A 17,447-nucleotide genomic window follows, 5' to 3' on the forward strand; every position below is an offset into this window, starting at 1 on the left:
TTCGGTCAGAACGTCAGCGCGACGTCGGAATCTGCTGGGGAGGTCCAGTCGAGCACCGCTCCCACCTCGCCGACGTCGTAACGCTCGTACCCGAGCACGCTGTTCGCGATGGTGGCGCTGCGCCAGGCGAGCAGGCTCAGGTTCGGGTCGGCGACGCCGAAGCTGTGCCTGGCGGCGTTCTGCACGTACATCCGCCGGTCTTGCGGGCCTTCCCAGTCAAGGCTGAAGTCCGGCCGCACGGTGATCTCGCCGTCGTCGCCGCACATCGCCTCGCGCAGGTGCCGCGGCAGGCCGTGCAGCGGCCTCGGCAACCCGTGCCGGTAACCGGTGGCGCAGATGACGACGTCGACCTCGTGACCGACTTCAGCGCCGGCGCCCGGCATCCACCGCGTGAGCAGGCCGGTCGGCGTCTTGTCCACAGTGGTCAGCGAATGGCCGAGCAGCATCCGGCACGGACGTTCCTCGCCCTCCAGCATCTCCAGGTCGTAGAGCCGGTGGTAGATCGCCTCCAGCAGGCTCACCGAGACGCCGTCGCTGGCCATCTTCTGCTCGTCCACCAGTTCCATCCGGCGCTTGGCCGGCAGACCGTGGAAGTAGCGGCTGTAGTTCGGCACGAACAGCTCGTCGACGAACGGGCTGTCGTCCAGCGGCAGCAGGTTCGAACGCGAGGTGCCCCACACGATCGACGCCGGCCGGTCCGGTGAGGTCAGCAGGTGGTGCACGACCTCGGCACCGCTCTGCCCGCCGCCGACCACCGCGACCCGGCGGCCGGCGAACGTCCTCGGCACGTCGAGCAGCGTCGAGGCGTGGAACACCTCCTGCGGATCGTGCCCGGTGGCGAACGACGGCAGCCGCGGCACCAGACCGGTACCGCTGACCACGTTGCGCGCGTGCAGGACGCCCTGGTCGGTGTGCACGACGAACAGCTCGCCGTTCCACGTCACCTCGCGCACCTCGACGCCGAAGCGCAGGTTCGGGATCCGCTCGGCCGCCCACCGGCAGTACTGCTCGAACTCGCGGCGCGGCACCTTGCTGCGGCCGGTGACGAGCAGCCGGTAGAAGCGCTTGGTCGCCACGAGAAACGCCGTGAACGAGAACGGGTTCGTCGGGTCGACCGGCGTCACCAGGTCCTTGAGGTAGTGCACCTGCATCTGCGCGTCGGGCAGCATCAGGCCGGAATGCCAGCCGAAGTGCGGCTTGCGGTCGAGGAACGCCACGTTCAGCTCGCTGCTCTCGGCGGCCAGCAGTGCCGCGAGACTCAGGTTCGCCGGTCCGATACCGATCCCCACCACGTCCAGGACGTCGTGTCCGGTGCTCATCAGTCAGTGCCTTTCGATGCGACCGTCCCCGCCCGGTGACCGTGCAGGGCCTCTCCGTCGGCGGTCCACCGCACGCCGAGAGCGGCCAGATCGGTCTTCATGCGGGCGAAGTGCCGCTCCGACAACGCCAGGTGCGGGCGCAGCCAGCCCGCGCCCCCGACCGTGCGGTCGGCCAGCAGCGTGACCGCCGCGGCCAGGGTGAACCCGGTCGTGCGGGTCATCGCGGCCAGGCCGGTCTCCCGGTCGGCGCGATCCACCAGCAGCGACCTGATGCTGAGGGTGCTGCCGTCCGCGTCCGGCAGGCCGGTCGCGGACACGTCCAGCACCACGACGTCCTCGTCGTCGGGCTGCGCGCGCAACCGCGGCGACAGCACGTGTTCGACAAGGCGTTTCGGGGCCACGGCGACACCGTCGACCGCGACCGGTGACTCGTCCAGCAGCCCGAGGTTCGCCAGACCCGTGACGGCGTCGGCGAATCCGGGCCAGCGCAGGGTTTTCTGCGTGCAGTCGGCGTCGCGCAGCGCCGGGTGGTCGGCCAGCCACGGCACCATGCCGTCGTGGTAGGCCTCCAGCAGGCCGACGCCGGCCACGTGCCGTTCCTCGACCCCGGAGAAGCGCGGGTGGTCGACGATCTCGCCGTGCTCGACGGCGATCGAGGAGCGTTGCGCGATCGGCAGGTGATTCGCGAGCTCACCGCCGAAGAACGCGGTGTAGCCCCAGGGCGCGCGTGGAGTGGCCGGGACGCCTCCGCAGAACACCTCCAGCGTGCGCACACCTCCGGTGAGAGTGGTCAGCCTGCGCGCGACGTCCGCGGCGGCCAGCTCGGTCAGTCCCGGCTCGAGGCCGACCGGCAGCAGCACCGGAATGCCGGCGGCGTTCGCAATGGCGTCCACTGTGGACGATTCGTCGCCGGGTGGGCGGGTGATGCTCGCGACCGGAACGCCCGCCGCCGCGGCGAGTTCGATCACCGAGCGCGTTCCCGACCACGGCAGCGCCGCCGCGACCGCGTCACTGCCCGCGATCGCGTCCGAGTCCCCGGTCTTCACAGGGCACGCCGCGTATCCGGAGAGCCAGCGCGCGAGCTCCTCCGCGCGCTCGCGATCGTGGTCGACGACCGTGATCGACGTGGTGCGCTGGTCGCGGGCGAGCGCGTAGCCCGCACCGCGCCCCATCCGGCCACATCCCAGCAACGTCAGCCGCACGGTTCCCCCTCTCCCCCGGCTGTGGTCGTGACTAGCCGATCCGGACTTTGATCGCCTCTCCGGCGGTGTCGAGCAGCGCGTCGAGCCCGGCGCGGTCGTGCGCGCGGGCACAGACCGCGGCCACGCGCTGCGAGCCGAAGTTCGCGGGCGGCAACGCGACCTGGGCGCCGATCGGCACTTCGGTGAACACGTGGTCGTAGCCCGGTTCCTCGAACAGTTCCGTGACACCGTCGAGGCCGTCGAACGTGCCGGCGCTCTCGGCGAACACGAACCGCAGCCCCGCCTGCAGGTTCCGGTCGGGCACGAGCTGCAACGGCTCTCCCGTCGCGACCCGGATGACGTTGGCGAAGAAGTCGATGCCGGTCGCGGCCTTCACCAGGTGCGAGGCGATGTAGTCACCGGCGGGCCGCGCGGCCACCTCGATGAACCGCATGCGCTCGCCGTCCCACTTGGCTTCCAGGTGGAAGGCGCAGTTGTCGAACCCGAGCGCGCGCACGATCTTCTCGCTGCACGCCAGGATCTGGTCCTGGGCGGCGGCGGGCAGCACGCTCGGCAGCCGGTGCGAAACCTCGAGGTGGAACGGGACGGTGGTGACCTTGTCGGTCAGCAGCAGCTGGTGAACGGTGCCGTCCGCGACGAAGCCCTCGACCGACAGTTCGTCTCCGGTCAGGTACTCCTCGACGATGAACTCCGCACCGAACTGGCGGAACACCGCGTCGAACGAGGGATCCGCGATGCGCTGCAACTCGGCCATCGCCGGTTCGAGATCGCTTTCACCGTGCAGCTCGAAGATCCCCTTGGACCCGGAGGCACCGGTGGGCTTGACAACACAGGGGAAACCGATGTCCGCGACGGCGGCCAACAGGTCGTCGAGATCACCGACGCGCGCGAACTTCGGCAGCACGCCGTCGATTCCGGCGAGCGCCTGCTTCATCGCGAGCTTGTTGCGCGCCAGCACCGCGGCCTCCGGCGGCATGCCGGGCAGCCCGAGCTCGGCGGCGATCGCCGCGACGAGCTGGACGTCGATCTCGGTGAAGTTCACGACACCGGCGAGGTCGTTGGCAGCGGCGATCTCCCGCGCCGTCTTCAGCGCGAGCTCCGTGTCGTAGGTGTCGACCTGGTGGAACTCGTCCACCAGCGGCCGAGCGAACTCCGGCAGCGCGCGGCCCAGCAGCACCACGCGGTAGCCGAGACGACGGGCGGCCACCAGTGACTCGAAGCCCTCGCGCTTGATGCGCCTCAGGTTGACGAACAGGACGCTGCGGCTGCTCAAGCGATCCTCCACACCTCTTGCCCGGCTTCTGCTTGCTGACGACGACCGCGAGTCAACCACGCGTACCGGAAGCCATCAAAGATCCGTCCACAAAGGATATATTGCGCGGCGGGCACCGGACCCACCATCGTTGCGCCACACGTTCAGCGGAGGAGAGAGCATGAAGGTCCTGGTGATCGGTGCGGGCGCGATCGGCGCGTGCGCCGCACTGCGGCTCGCCGAGGCGGGCGCACAGGTGACTGTGATGTCGCGTGACGAACCACTGGACACCCTGTCCGCGCACAGTTTCGGCTGGGCCAACGCGATCGACGAGAAGAACAGCGCGTACTTCGAGCTGAGCATCGAGGCGCTGGCGGCGCAGGAGCGGCTGGCCGCCGACGTCGCGGGACGACGGCAATGGCTTTTCCGGCAGGGGAATCTGCACTGGGGCCGCGACAGCGCGAGCGCGGCCGCGCAGCGGGCCATCGCGGACGGCTACCGCGAACTCGGCTATCCGGTGGAGGAACTGACGCCCGAGGAGGTCATTCGCGACCTGGAACCGGGACTGGCGCTGGAGAACGTCACCGGACCCGTCTACTTCTACCCGCGCGACGTGCACGTGCTCGGCGACGTGCTGCTGCCCGCGGTGCTGGACAGGGCCAGGGCGGCCGGGGCGGACGTGCGGATCGGGGAACAGGTCGAGTCACTGGACGCGGTGCGCGCGGACGCGGTGCTGTGCTGCGCGGGCCGGGGCAACGCCGATCTGCTGCCCGGGCTGCCGCTGTTGCCACCCGGCGCCCCGGAGCGGCTGACCCGAGGCCTGCTGGTGCGCACCACGCCGGTGTCCGCGCCACCCAACCGGATCATCCACGCGCCAGGGCTGAGCATCCGGCCGCACACCGGCAACCGGCTGGTGCTGCACTGCCACGACCTCGACCACACGCTCACCGAGTCGAGCGATGTGGCGGCGCTGGCGGAGAAGGCGCTCGCCCGGCTGCCCGAGGTCCTGCCCGGTGCGGCGGACGCCGAGGTGGAGAAGGCGTTCGTGAGCGTGCGGCCGATGCCGCGAGACGGGATGTCCATCGTCGGCGCGGTGCCGGGCAGGAATGGCGTCTACGTGATCGCCACGCACAGCGGCCTGACCCTGGCGCCGCTGCTCGGCGAGATCGCGGCGCGCGAGGTGCTCGGTGACCCGCACCCGCTGGCCGAACCGTTCCGGCTCACCAGGTTCGCCTGAAACCGCGTCTTCCGGCGCCCGGCAGGGGCGCCGGAAGACGTACCACTAGGCCGACTTCTCGTCGAGTTCGTCCGCGAAGACCAACCACGCCTCGGCGCACTCGCGCGCCAGCTCCGCGACCACGGACGCGCAGTGCGCGGGCACCGCGCCGACGATGCCGCTCCACCCCGCCGCGGGGAGGTGGTGCATGTCCAGCATCCGGAGCAACGTCCGCCCGTTCTCGTTGAACCGCAACGAGGGATCGCGCCGCAGCGCGTAGATGACCGCGCCGAAGTCGATCTGCCTCTCAGGCTGCGGTTGTTTTGCCCGCGCCGGCCTGGCCTCCACCCGCTCCGGCTCGGTGGTACGAGCCGGCACGGTGCGCGGTGCCACCCGCCTCACTCGCCCGTCGAGTCCCAGCCGTTCGCGCATCTGAGGAATTTCCTCACTTGACAGTTGCGCCCGCACCGCGCCGGCGGTTTTGGGCGAGATGCCGGCCGCCGCGGCGATGCGCCGGTCCGACCACTCGGGATAGGCCTGCACGATGCGTGCGGCGGCCGTCCTGCGGTCGGCGAGCGTGAGCGGCAGGCCGTGTCCGCCGTTCAACTCGACGGCGAGCACGAACGCCGCGGCCTCGTCGCCGTCGAAGAACACCACCTCGATGGTGTCCTCCCCGCGGGCGAGCGCGGCCTGCACGCGGTGCATGCCGTCGATGACGCGCATCGTGTGGCGGTGCACCAGGATCGGCGGCAGGTTCTCCACCCCCGTGAGCACCCGCACGTGCTCCGCGTTGACACCTGCCTGCCGAGGAGAGTCCGCCTCCCCCAGCAACGAGATCGGCACGGTGACACAACCCGATTTCTCCCGGACGGCCCAGGAAGTCCCTTCCTCACGCAGCAACTGCACAGACAACTCTTCCCCCAGTGAACGCATGGTCGAACCACGGCCGGAACCGGCCGTGTGGTGGATGGACGACGCGGCGTCTACTTCACGGTGTCAACGCACCGCAGGTACCGCCAAGCCGAGATGGTCGCGCAGGGTGCGACCCCGGTAGTCCTTGCGGAACAACCCCCGCCGCTGCAGCACGGGCACCACGAGTTCGGTGAACGCGGTGACCGAGCCGGGCACGTAGGCCGGGTAGATGTTGAAGCCGTCCGCCATCCGCTCCTCCAACCAGAGCTGGATCTCGTCCGCGATCTCCTCCGGGTTGCCGACGACCACGTGCGACAGCTGCTGCGGTGTGGCGTGCACGAGGTCTGCGTAGGTGATGCGCTCCGGGCCGTCGGCGGTGCGCCGGGTGAGCCGGGTGATCTCGGCGAGCCGCCTGCGCCCGTCCTCGGAAACGCGTGCCAGCGTTTCCGCGGGCACCACGGCGTTCAGGTCGTTGCCCCGCAGGTTCACGCCGAACGCCTCGGAGGCCGAGACCAGGTTGCGCTTGAAGCCCTCACCGATCCCACCCGCGCGCACGACCTCACCGACCTCGACCTCGGGGTCGAGCACGATCAGCGAGTTCAGCTGGTCGTGCAGCGCCACGGCTTCCTCGGTCGTGGGCGCGACGATCGGGGTGAGGCCGGGCATCACCGTGACGTGGTCCTCGCGGCCGTACTTCGCCGCGCGGGCCTTGATGTCGGCGTAGTACTCCTTGCGCTTGGCCAGCGTCGGCTGCGGGCCCGCGAACACCATGTCGGCCTGCCGCGCGCCCAGTTCGCGCGCCTGGTCCGAGGTGCCCGCGTTGAGCAGGACGACGTGGCCCTGCGGCGGCCGGGGCAGGCCGAGCGGCCCGTCGATCGAGAAGTACTCGCTGCGGTGGTTGATCGGCTGGTCGCCGGAGTCCCACAGCGCGCGGGCGATCTCCAGCGTCTCCTCGGCCCAGTCGTACCGCTTCTGGGTGTCCCAGTGCTGGTCGCGGCTGTAGTTCAACGCCGCCGCGGCGTCCGCGCCGGTGACCAGGTTCCACGCCGCGCGGCCCCCGCTGATGTGGTCCAGCGAGGCGAGGTTCCTGGCCACGCCGAACGGGTCCGAGTACGTCGGGTTCGCCGTGACGACGACCCCGATGTGCGTGGTGGCGGCGGCGATCGCGGCGGCCGTGGCGAACGGCTCCAGCCGGGAGATCTGCGCCGGGTTGCTGTGCTGCAACGCGGGGTCGCAGGCGAGCCGGTCGCCGAGGAACGCGAAGTCGAACTTGGCGCGCTCGGCCGTGCGGCACACCTCTTGGATGAGTTCGATGTCGTAGGCCGCGTCGGCGCTGGCGTCCGGGTGCCGCCAGCCGGCCTGGTGCGTGCCGGTGGCCCAGAACATCAGGCCGAGGTGCAGTTCGCGGTCAGCGGGCATTGCCGATGAGCTCCTTGTCCTGGGTCGGCGCGAAGCGGTTGGCCACTGCGGGCAGCCCGAGCCGCTCGCGCAGCGTCGCCCCGGTGGGAGCGCTCTTGTCCAGCAACGGCAGTACGTGTGTCGTGAACGCGACCAGCTGTGCCCGAGTCGTGAACCGCACCAGGACGTGGCGGGCTCGCAGCTGAGCGGCCACCTGCTCGGGGGTACCGACGAGGACGTCGCCGCCGGCGGGGCTTCCCGCCGCTGCGTGGAGTTCGCGCGCGGCGGCTTCGTCCGCCGCGACGAAGGGCTCGACCGCGAGGACGTGACCCTGTTGCGGGACATCGGAAACCAGCACGTCGGCGTGGTGCGCGACCGAGGTGTCGGCGGCCCGCGCGAAGACGACGGGGTGCCCCTGCGGCGGGCGGATGACGTTCAACGGCCCGCGCACGGCGAGCGCCGTGCCGACGTGGTCGACGACGTGGATCTTCGCCGGGTCGACGAACCTGCCGGTGTCCTTCTCGTGCACGAACGCGTCGTCCTCCCAGCTGTCCCACAGGTCGCGGACCAGCGGCACGAACTCGAGCGCCCTGGTCTCCGGGGCGGCTGCCGGGTCGTGGCCCTCACGCCGGTGGTTGGCGTCGGAGGCGGCATCGGTGGCGCTGTCGGCGAACCAGCCGACGCGACCGGCGCTGATGTGGTCCAGCGAGGCGATCTGACGCGCCAGGCTGTACGGCTCGTGGTAGCCGGTCGCCGCGGTGACGACGATCCCGATCTCGCTGGTGTGCGCGGCCAGGAAGGCGCCGGCGATCAGCGCGGTCGGAGGGCTCGCGCCGTCCGGCATCGCTGCCGTGCGGTCAGGCAGCACCAGGTAGTCGGCACCGGCCTTTTCCACCGCGCACGCGGTCGCCACGAGCTCGGAGGACGGACCCGTCAGGTCCATTCCGGACAAGTGATAGCCGACGATCGTTGCTGATGACGAATAAGCGCCGGAGCGCATGCGCCAACCCCCCACACAGTTGCTGGTTTCGAGACACAGCTCGCTGGAACCCCTCGCACCGCTCCCCAGCGGCCGACCGCCAGTAAACCGGCACGGTGGCGCGTTCGCAACCAAATCAATCATTCCGGGAAGAAATTGCCGGTCGCCGACGTTCGCGTACGCGGATTCAACGTCCCAGCCAGGCGCAGGCCACCATCACGGCCAGCCGAGGCGGGCGATCGAGCCAATCGCCGCAGTACACACGCGTACAACCACTTCGACGCCATATCAGGTCCACATGCCGGAACAACACCCCGATATTACTGTCGACTCGGCAACAACAGGCCCCCTCCGACACCCGGCCGGTCGTCACCCAGCGTGAATTCCGATGCTCCGTCCGAGTGAGACGTAAAACTGTTCTCTCACTTGCCCATCCACAACAACCACAAATATCGTCCCCGTCGTCCGGTTTCGGGGGAAGGTAATTGGGTGGACCTGGAAAAGTTCGATGTCGTCGTCGTGGGCTCGGGAGGCGCCGGCCTGCTCGCCGCCGCCAGGGCGGCGGCCGCAGGCCTGTCCGTGGTCGTGCTCGAACGCTCGGACGTGCTCGGTGGCACCACCGCGGTGTCCGGCGGCATGTTGTGGGTGCCGAACAGCTCCGTGATGAAGCAGGCCGGTCTGCCCGACTCCGCCGAGGACGCGCTGCGGTACCTCGAGCGGGTCGTGGAAGGCACGGTCCCGCGCGAGCGCCTGGAGCACTACGTCCGCACCGCGCCGGAGATGATCGACTGGCTGCTGGCGCACACCGGCGCCCGGTTCTTCCCGATCGACCGCCCGGACTACCACTCCACCTGGCCCGGCGCCGTCGACGTCGGCCGTTGCCTCGACAACGAGCCGTTCCCCACGGCGTCGCGTCCCGGCCTGCTCGAGCGTGTGCGCAGGGGCCCGCAGTTCCCTCCGCTGACCTACGACGAACGTCACCGTGCCCGTTTCACCGGCCCGGACGCTTCCCTGCTGGCCCAGCGACTTGCTGACGGCGTGCTGACCGTGGGCGCGGCACTGGTGGCCGCGCTGGTCGCGGCGTGCGACGACCTCGGTGTCAGGTTCGTCCTGCGGGCGCGTGCCACGTCCTTGCTGCGCGACGACAACGACGCCGCCGTGACGGGCGTGCGGTGTGAGGACGGCCGCCGGTTCGGCGCCAGAGCCGTCGTTCTGGCCAACGGCGGCTTCGAATGGGATCCGGCCTCCGGGGCTTTCCTCGGCGACATCCCGGTCGTTCCGGTCAGTCCGCCGGTGAACACCGGCGACGGTCTGCGCATGGCGATGTCCGCCGGCGCCGCGGTGGAACGCATGAACCAGGCCTGGTGGGTGCCCGCGCTGCAGGGCGTGCCCGAGGAGTACGACGGCGCGCCGCTGACCCGCCACCTGGTCGGCGAGCGCTGCCTGCCGGGCTCGATCATGGTCGACCGCCACGGCCGCCGGTTCGTGAACGAGGCGGTGAACTACCACGACATCACCAGGATCCTGTTCAACTTCGACGCCGACCTGCACCAGCCGGCCCACCTGCCGGTGTGGCTCGTGTTCGACGAGAAGTTCCGCACCAGCTACAACGTCGGCCCCGCCGCACCGCGCGATCCGGTTCCCTCCTGGCTCACCAGTGCCGCCACACCCGCCGCGCTGGCCGAGGCGATCGGCGTCGACCCGGCGGAGCTCACCAAGACCGTCGACCGCTTCTCCGCCCACGCCCGTGCCGGCGTCGACCCGGACTTCCACCGCGGCGAGAGCTCGCACGACCGCTACTACGGCGACCCGCGCAACCCCGGCAATCCGTGCCTCGGTGAACTCGTCACCCCGCCGTTCCACGCCGTGCGGGTCGTGCCGGGCGCGCTCGGCTCCAAGGGCGGCCCGGTCACCAGCACGTCCGGTGAGGTGCTCACGGCGACCGGGACGGCGGTTCCGGGTCTGTACGCGTGCGGCAACATCTCCGCGGGCGTGTTCGGGCCCGGCTACCCGGGATCGGGCGGCACGCTGGGTCCCGCGCTGACCGCCGGCTACGCGGTGGGCGGGGCGCTGGTCGAGCGCTGCGGTGGGGCGTTCGCCACCGACTGAGGAACTTCCTCACTTGACGGCGCACGGCGTGCCCGGCACGAATGGCTTGTCTTGGCAGCGAACCAGCTCGCGTATAGGTTCCCGCGCCGGGGCTTACCCTGGGGGAGAAAGAGATCGTCCATCGCGCGCGACGCCAGGATCGGCGTCGCGTTGATGCTGCACGCCCACGGAAGGAAACACGTGAAACGCTGGTCCAGCAAGGATCTTGAAGTACTGGTCCCGCCGAGCGACGGCCGGCCGGGTGAGGGTGTCTTCGTCTTCTCCGACCGCTACTCCGTGTTCGACTTCGGCATCATGCCCGACGAGATCCCGGGCAAGGGCGCCGCTTCCTGCGCGATGGCGGTGCGGTCGTTCGAGCTGTTCGAGGCCGCCGGCATCCGCACGCACTTCCTGGAGCAGGTGGCGGAGGACGCCATCCGGATCCAGTTGCTCGACGTGGACACCGACCGCAGCAAGGGACGAACCGGGCCGGGCAGGACCATCCCGCTCCAGGTGATCTACCGCCTCGCGCTGCCTCAGGAGTCCTCTGTGCACCGCCGCGCCGCCGCGGGCACCCTCGACCAGAGCACCGTGCCCCCTTACCGCGACGCGCCGTGGCTGTCCGAGCCGATGGTCGAGTTCACCACCAAGTACGAGGAGACCGACCGGTTCATCAGCCGGTCGGAGGCAGCCGAGGTCGGCGCGGTCGAGCCCGAGATCCTCGAGGTGGTGGCCGACCTGACCACGACCGCCGCGCGCACGCTGGAACAGCACTGCGGCAGCATCGGTCTGGCGCTGGTGGACGGCAAGGCGGAGTTCGGGTTCGACGCCGACCGCCAGCCGATCATGATCGACCACGCGGGCACCCCGGACGAGAACCGCTTCTACCTGGACGGGATCCCGGTCTGCAAGGAACTGCTGCGCTTCCTGCACCCCGGCCTGCGCGAGGTCGTGCAGGGCTACGTCGCCGAGGGACGACCGCGAGCGCAGTGGCCGCTGCCGAAGCCGCTGGCCCCCGAGGTCGTCGCCGCCGTCGCCGAGATCTACGCCGCGCTGACGGCCGCGTGGACCGCCACCCCGCCCTCGGCAGCTGGGACGCAGCGGCTCGCACGCGCGGTGGAGAACTTCATCGCCGTCTGCGGGATCTCCTCGGAACTCGGGCAGCGCACCGGCCTGGCCGCCGTGCCGTCGATCAGTGCCCGCTGACCACTCGCCAACGACCGGCGCCACGACGGGAGCACGGCCTTGACAGCATCGACGAGTACCAACGACGCGAGCACGGTGCAGGGAACCGCGGTGCGGGTGTCCTCCCCCGCCCGGCTCAGCTTCACCCTGATCAGCCTCGACGGCGAATCCCGCCGCCGCAACGGGATCGCCTCCATCGGGGCGGAGCGACCGAACGCGACGGTCACCGCCACCGCGACCCCCGGCCGCGCCACCACCGTCGTCGGGGCCGAGGAGGAGACGCACCACGCGCTGGTCGACGGACTGGCCAAGCTCCAGCGGATCTGGGACGGCCCGGACGTCGCCCTGGACGTCCAGTCCTCGCTGCCCGCGCACAGCGGGTTCGGCTCCAAGACCACCACCCTGATCGCGGCTGGCTACGCCTACGGGCTGCTGAGCGGCCAGACCCCGGACATCCGCTGGCTCTCCGCCACTCTCGGCCGCGGCCGCACCTCCGGTGCCAGCACCGGGCTGGCCGAACACGGAGGGTTCCTGGTCGACTGCGGCCACCTCAATCCGCCCGACTTCGCCGCGGAGCCGACGAAGTACCTGCGCCCCAGCCATTTCGCGACCGAGGTCCAGCCGCCCACTCCGGTGATCAAGATGGACTTCCCGGACTGGCCGATCCTCATCCTGCAGGTGAACGGCCGGAACATCGGCGGTCCCGAGGAACTCGAGTGGTTCACGACCACCATGCCGATCCCCCCGGCCGAGTCGTGGCGCACCTCGCACCTGGTGTTCATGGGGCTCGCGCCCGCCGTGGCCGAGCGCGACTACGACACGTTCTGCTCCGTGGTCAACGAGCTGACCTTCACCGGCTACTTCAAGCGCGCGCAGATCGCCTTGCAGGGTCAGGAGATGGTCGATCTGCTGGACGAGGGCCGCAGTCAGTCCAGTGTGGACGCCATCGCGATGAGCAGCCACGGACCGACCTGTTTCGCGTTCTGCCGGGACACCGAGGCCGCGGCCGCCTGGGCCGAGGGACTGCGGCAGCGGGGCGTGATCCGGGCCCACTGGTTCACCACGGTCCGCAACAGCGGCTTGGCCGCGACCTGGCTGTAGCAGAAAACCTGTGTGCCCCCGGACGATCGGATCGTCCGGGGGCACACAGGTTTCGTCGTCAGACCGCCGGAACGATGCTCTCCGGCAGCAGGTCCATCCTCGGCGGCGCGAAGATCTCCAGGTAGGTTGCGCCCGCGGGACCGACCGCCAGCGGGGCGTGCGGTGCGTCGATGGGAATGTAGAGCACGTCACCGGTGGTCAACTGGACCTCCTCGTCGGCGACGGTCATCCGGACATCTCCCGCGAGCACGACCACCCACTGCTCGTGCATGTGCCAGTGGGTCTCGCCGGTGAACTCCGCGGTCGGCTCGATCTCGATGCGCACGAAGGACATGTTCTGCCCGCTGGCGATCCGCCGGCTGTCCTTCGCACGTGGGCTCCGGGTGCGCGGCATCTTCTCCCAGTCGATGAACACGAATTGAACTCCCATCGATTCGGACGCTGATCGGCTCCGCGACGCGATTGTCCTTTGGGACACGCGAAAAACACGGCGGACAGCCGACGATCGACTCGGACTGTCAGGACGAGTCGAGCAGAGAATCCCAGCACCACTCGCGGTTGTCCATCGACGGGGTCGTCTCCCGGGCGCGGCGGTCAGTTCGTGCGCTGCCCGGCGAGGGCCGACACCGCTTTGACGACCTCCGCGAAGTCCGCGCAGACCTGTACCGCGCCGTGCTCGGTCAGTTCGGCCGCGCTCGCCACTCCGTAGGCCACTCCGATCGGGGTCATCCCGGCCGCGACGGCCATCTCCATGTCCCCCACCGCGTCTCCCACGTACGCGCACGCACCCGCGTCCACGCCGAGGTCGGCGGCTGCGCGCAGACCCATTTCGGGGTGCGGTTTTCCGTGCGCGACCTGGTCGTGCGTGATCACCACCGGGAAGTGCGCCGCGATACCGGAACTGCCCAGCAGAGCGGTGGCCACTCGCAGGTCCTTCGAGGTGGCGATGGCGCAGGACAGCCCGGACCCGCGCAGTGCGGCAAGGCCGTCGGCGACTCCGGCGTAGAGCAGCTCGGTGCCCCGGCCGAGCACTCGCTCGTCGAACAGCCGCTGGTACCTGGTGACCACGGTCCGCACGGCCTGGTCGTCGGCAGCGAGCTCGAGCAGGCCGGCCACGCTGGGGACGAGCGGCTTGCCGATGGTCGCGGCCACCGCCGCGTGGTCGACGGTGAACCCTTCTCCGGCGAGCACCTCGACCAGCGTCGCGCCGATGGCGGCAGGCGTGTCGACCAATGTGCCGTCGAGATCGAAAACCACTGCCTCAAGCATGCCGCCCGCAGCCTCACTTCAGGTCGATGTGAATCGTTCGGCCACAACTAAACCACACAGCGCGCGGACACATGAGATTTCGACGTTACCGCACCCAGGACACGACGACGACAACCCTGCCCGCACCCGCTTCATGCGGTCCACTGTGGACGGATGGTTGTCTCCGGCGCGAGCCTGCTGGTTGACTCGCCGGTGCACCGAGGGGGCAACGGGACGCGGGGACGGACGAGTTCTCCGGCACACGGCCGTCCGCGGATTTCCACCGAGAACTCTCCGGGTGGCGCCGAGCCCCACCACCGGTCCCACCTACCGAGGAAGACATGACCACCAAAGAGATCGTGCCCGACGTCCTTGCTGCCAGGTACGCCTCATCCGACCTGGTGGCCATCTGGGCACCGCGCAACCGGGTGGCGACCGAGCGCCGGCTGTGGATCGCGGTGATGACCGCCCAACGCGAGCTGGGCGTGGACATCCCCGAGCAGGTGATCGCCGACTACGCCGCCGTGGTGGACCAGGTCGATCTCGAGTCGATCAAACAGCGGGAACGGGTGACGCTGCACGACGTGAAGGCGCGGATCGAGGAGTTCAACGCCCTCGCGGGGCACGAGCACGCCCACAAGGGCATGACCTCGCGCGACCTCACCGAGAACATCGAGCAGCTGATGGTGCGCGACAGCCTGCGGCTGATCAGGCACCGGTGCGTCAGCGTGCTGGCCCGGCTCGCCGAGCTCGCCACCGAGCACGCCACCACCGCGATGGCGGGCCGCACGCACAACGTGGCCGCGCAGGTGCTCCCGCTGGGCAAGCGTTTCGCCACCGCGGCCGACGAGCTGCTGGTCGCCGTCGAGCGCGCCGACGACCTGCTGAACCGATACCCGTTGCGCGGCATCAAGGGACCGGTCGGCACCCTGCAGGACATGCTGGACCTGTTCGACGGCGACACCGGGAAGGTCCTCGCCCTGGAGACGCGGATCGCCGAGCACCTCGGCTTCGAACGCCGTTTCACGAGCGTCGGCCAAGTCTACCCCCGATCGCTGGACTACGAGGTCGTGTCCGCGCTCGTGCAGGTGGCAGGAGCCCCGACCAGCCTGGCGAAGACGATCCGGCTGATGGCCGGGCACGAGCTGGCCGGTGAGGGGTTCGCGGAGGGGCAGACCGGCTCGTCGGCCATGCCGCACAAGATGAATCCGCGCAACTGCGAGCGGATCAGCGGTCTGATGGTGGTACTGCGCGGTTACGCCTCGATGGCCGCCGAGCTCGCCGGTGACCAGTGGAACGAGGGCGACGTGTCCTGTTCGGTGGTGCGCAGGGTCGCGCTGCCGAACGCGTTCTTCGCCCTGGACGGACTTCTCCAGACGACCTTGGCGGTGCTCGACGGCTTCACCGCGGCCCCACGGGTCGTCGAAGCCGAACTGGAGCGCTACCTGCCGTTCCTGGCCACCACGAAGATGCTGGTCGCGGCGGTGCGGGCCGGGCAGGGCAGGGAGACGGCGCACGAGCTGATCAAGGAACACGCGGTAGCGGCAGCCACCGCCCTGAGCGAGGGCGGCACCACCAACACGCTCCTGACCAACCTCGGTTCGGACGAGCGGTTCCCGTTGGACCAGGCGGCCTTGACCGAGCTGCTGGCCGATCGGTCGGCGTTCACCGGGGTAGCGGCCGAGCAGATCACCGAGATCTGCGCACGGGTCGCCAAGCTGCTCACCAGCGCCCCCGAGGCGGCCACCTACACTCCGGAACCGTTGTTGTGATCGTCGTCGACGACCCGGACCGGGTCATCAGCAAGGGAATTCGCTCGTGAGCTACTTGCAGATGCTGCGAATGCCGCACTTCCTGCGTGTCCTGTCCGGCAGCTGGATGGGCCGGCTGCCGATGGCGATGGCCGCTGTGTCGATCCCGCTGTCACTGCGCGAAGCCGGCGCCGACTACGCCTTCGTGGGCACCGCGGCCGCCTGCTTCGCGATCGCGTCCGCACTCGGGGCCCCGGCATTGGGCCGCCTGGTCGACCGCGTCGGCCAGACCCTGGTGCTGGCGCCGACTGCCCTGCTGGCCGCCGCCGGTTTCATCATGATCGCGGTGGCGCCGGCCCAGCACAGCACGGTGCTGACCGGCGCCGTGCTGGCCGGCCTGTTCACGCCACCACTAGAGCCGTGCCTGCGCGTGCTGTGGCCGGACATCGCGGACAAGAAGCAGCTGGACAGCGTTTACGCAGTCGACTCCGCCGCACAGGAAATGGTCTTCGTGGCCGGCCCGCTCCTGGTGTCCCTGTGCCTGGCGATCGCGACGCCAGTCACCTCACTGTGGCTGCAAGCAGGCCTCTGCCTGGCAGGCGTGCTGGTGTTCGCCACGGCCGCCCCGTCCCGCCGCTGGCGCCCCACCGCACACGACCGCCACTGGCTGGGCCCGCTGCGCAAGCCAGGACTGATCATCGCCCTGGTAGCCCCGGCAGGCGCCGGCATGGCCATCGGCACGCTCAACGTGCTCGTGGTCTCCTACGCCGAACGGCACGAGATCTTCGGCGGCGCCCCGATGTTGCTGACGGTGCACTCGCTGGCCTCGCTGATCAGCGTCCTCGTCTACGGCGCGGTGACCTGGAAGATGGAGACGCGCAAGCGCCTGCTGTTCAGCTCCGGCGGCCTCCTCCTCGGCTACGCCCTGCTAACCCTGGTACCGCCGCCAGTGCCGATGTTCGGCATCATGGTGGTGGCCGGCGTCTTCCTGGCACCAACACTGGTCTCGGTGTTCAAGCTGATCGGCGACCTGGCCCCGACAGGAACCGCGACAGAGGCGTTCGCCTGGCTGGTGACGCTGTTCGCGGCCGGCAACTCGCTGGGCGCGGCAATCGTGGGCATGGTGCTGCACAACGGGAACATGCACCTGGCAGCGGCGTGCGGGGCCTTCGGCGCGCTGGGCTGCCTTGTGCTGCTGGCGTCGGGCTACCGGCTGCTGGCGACGCCGGCAAGAGAACTCTCCACAGCCAGCCACTGACGGCCACACCGGCCGCCGAGTTTCCGCGATCCGATCGGGTGCGCCCGGTGCTCGACGGCCACGCTCTTCGGCAACTGCGGGTGGGGGCTGTTCCCGAGGGCCAGCTAGAAACCGTTGTCACTCACTTTGTCACTCAGGTCCCCGGAATGGTCCAGAGAAGATCACGAGCGTGATAGACCGGAGACATAAGAAAGCCCCTCTGACCAGGTATTTCACCTGGCCAGAGGGGCTTTCTGCGACCGCCGGGACGACAGGATTTGAACCTGCGACCCCTTGACCCCCAGATACGGGTTCGCGGTCCGCTGACCTGCGAAAACAGGAACACTGGGAGCAGCTGGGCGCACTTGACCGCGATTCAAGTATATTCACGGTTGCTGCCGAGGCCCGCAAGATCCACTCCTCGGGATCCTGATCGCCGCCTGCCAGGTGCGTAGTCGGACTGAGGTGTATCACGAACCTGGTGTCAGACGCCGGTGCAACCTTCAACCCTCTCGAGTGTGTTGGCAAGCACGGATAACACCTCGCCATACAGGACTCC

14 protein-coding genes are annotated in these 17,447 nt (G+C 69.7%); 6 read left to right on the forward strand and 8 right to left on the reverse strand.

The genetic code is table 11. The features are described 5' to 3' along the window. Positions 1–5: 5 nt before the first annotated feature. Genes ORI60_RS31130 through ORI60_RS31140 form a run of 3 tightly spaced genes read right to left on the reverse strand, consistent with a single transcriptional unit; the run spans position 6 to position 3,794 of the window. Positions 6–1,319: a lysine N(6)-hydroxylase/L-ornithine N(5)-oxygenase family protein gene (locus tag ORI60_RS31130; protein WP_266041568.1), complete on the reverse strand. Its 1,314-nt coding sequence runs from the start codon at positions 1,317–1,319 to the stop codon at positions 6–8. After that, the gene (locus ORI60_RS31135; RefSeq protein ID WP_266041569.1) at positions 1,319–2,521 is read right to left on the reverse strand and encodes a saccharopine dehydrogenase family protein; all 1,203 of its coding nucleotides are present in this window, start codon (positions 2,519–2,521) and stop codon (positions 1,319–1,321) included. The genes ORI60_RS31130 and ORI60_RS31135 overlap by 1 nt, the downstream gene beginning before the upstream one ends. A 31-nt stretch (positions 2,522–2,552) precedes the next feature. Then, entirely contained in the window at positions 2,553–3,794 is a 1,242-nt protein-coding gene (locus tag ORI60_RS31140; RefSeq protein ID WP_266041570.1) for an ATP-grasp domain-containing protein, read from the reverse strand. Positions 3,795–3,954: 160 nt separating this feature from the next. On the opposite strand from ORI60_RS31140, the gene ORI60_RS31145 reads away from it, so the two are divergent. Beyond that, positions 3,955–5,010, forward strand: coding sequence for an NAD(P)/FAD-dependent oxidoreductase (locus tag ORI60_RS31145; RefSeq protein WP_266041571.1), 1,056 nt, complete (start codon positions 3,955–3,957; stop codon positions 5,008–5,010). A 45-nt stretch (positions 5,011–5,055) separates the two neighbouring features. On the opposite strand, the gene ORI60_RS31150 is transcribed toward ORI60_RS31145, so the two are convergent. From ORI60_RS31150 to ORI60_RS31160, 3 genes are all read right to left on the reverse strand, one after another. Beyond that, a complete protein-coding gene (locus ORI60_RS31150) occupies positions 5,056–5,895 on the reverse strand; it encodes a ParB/RepB/Spo0J family partition protein (RefSeq protein WP_266041572.1) in 840 nt (279 codons plus the stop codon). A gap of 90 nt (positions 5,896–5,985) precedes the next feature. Continuing rightward, a complete protein-coding gene (locus ORI60_RS31155; protein ID WP_266041573.1) occupies positions 5,986–7,320 on the reverse strand; it encodes an LLM class flavin-dependent oxidoreductase in 1,335 nt (444 codons plus the stop codon). Then, a complete protein-coding gene (locus ORI60_RS31160) occupies positions 7,310–8,242 on the reverse strand; it encodes an LLM class flavin-dependent oxidoreductase (RefSeq protein ID WP_266041574.1) in 933 nt (310 codons plus the stop codon). The genes ORI60_RS31155 and ORI60_RS31160 overlap by 11 nt, the downstream gene beginning before the upstream one ends. 525 nt (positions 8,243–8,767) lie before the next feature. Between ORI60_RS31160 and ORI60_RS31165 the strand changes: the two genes are divergently transcribed. The 3 genes from ORI60_RS31165 (at position 8,768) to ORI60_RS31175 (ending at position 12,652) form a co-directional block, all read left to right on the forward strand. Continuing rightward, positions 8,768–10,387 carry an FAD-dependent oxidoreductase gene (locus ORI60_RS31165; RefSeq protein ID WP_266041575.1) on the forward strand — a complete coding sequence of 540 codons (1,620 nt, stop codon included), beginning with the start codon at positions 8,768–8,770 and terminating at the stop codon, positions 10,385–10,387. A gap of 180 nt (positions 10,388–10,567) precedes the next feature. Then, positions 10,568–11,572 carry a phosphoribosylaminoimidazolesuccinocarboxamide synthase gene (locus tag ORI60_RS31170; protein WP_266041576.1) on the forward strand — a complete coding sequence of 335 codons (1,005 nt, stop codon included), beginning with the start codon at positions 10,568–10,570 and terminating at the stop codon, positions 11,570–11,572. 39 nt (positions 11,573–11,611) lie between these two features. Beyond that, positions 11,612–12,652 (forward strand): beta-ribofuranosylaminobenzene 5'-phosphate synthase family protein, encoded by a 1,041-nt coding sequence (locus ORI60_RS31175; RefSeq protein WP_266041577.1) that lies wholly within the window; start codon positions 11,612–11,614, stop codon positions 12,650–12,652. A gap of 58 nt (positions 12,653–12,710) precedes the next feature. Here ORI60_RS31175 and ORI60_RS31180 read toward each other — a convergent pair whose 3' ends face one another. Together ORI60_RS31180 and ORI60_RS31185 are read right to left on the reverse strand one after the other, a co-directional pair. Continuing rightward, the gene (locus ORI60_RS31180; RefSeq protein WP_266041578.1) at positions 12,711–13,082 is read right to left on the reverse strand and encodes a cupin domain-containing protein; all 372 of its coding nucleotides are present in this window, start codon (positions 13,080–13,082) and stop codon (positions 12,711–12,713) included. Between the two features lie 164 nt (positions 13,083–13,246). Next, a complete protein-coding gene (locus ORI60_RS31185) occupies positions 13,247–13,909 on the reverse strand; it encodes an HAD family hydrolase (RefSeq protein ID WP_266041579.1) in 663 nt (220 codons plus the stop codon). A gap of 332 nt (positions 13,910–14,241) precedes the next feature. Between ORI60_RS31185 and purB the strand changes: the two genes are divergently transcribed. Then, complete coding sequence (purB, locus tag ORI60_RS31190) at positions 14,242–15,672, forward strand: adenylosuccinate lyase (RefSeq protein ID WP_266041580.1); 1,431 nt, start codon at positions 14,242–14,244, stop codon at positions 15,670–15,672. A 46-nt stretch (positions 15,673–15,718) separates the two neighbouring features. After that, positions 15,719–16,909 carry an MFS transporter gene (locus ORI60_RS31195; RefSeq protein ID WP_266041581.1) on the forward strand — a complete coding sequence of 397 codons (1,191 nt, stop codon included), beginning with the start codon at positions 15,719–15,721 and terminating at the stop codon, positions 16,907–16,909. The last annotated feature ends 538 nt before the right edge of the window (positions 16,910–17,447 follow it).

It is taken from the genome of Lentzea sp. NEAU-D7, from assembly GCF_026242055.1.
In the GTDB taxonomy this organism is placed as follows: domain Bacteria; phylum Actinomycetota; class Actinomycetes; order Mycobacteriales; family Pseudonocardiaceae; genus Lentzea.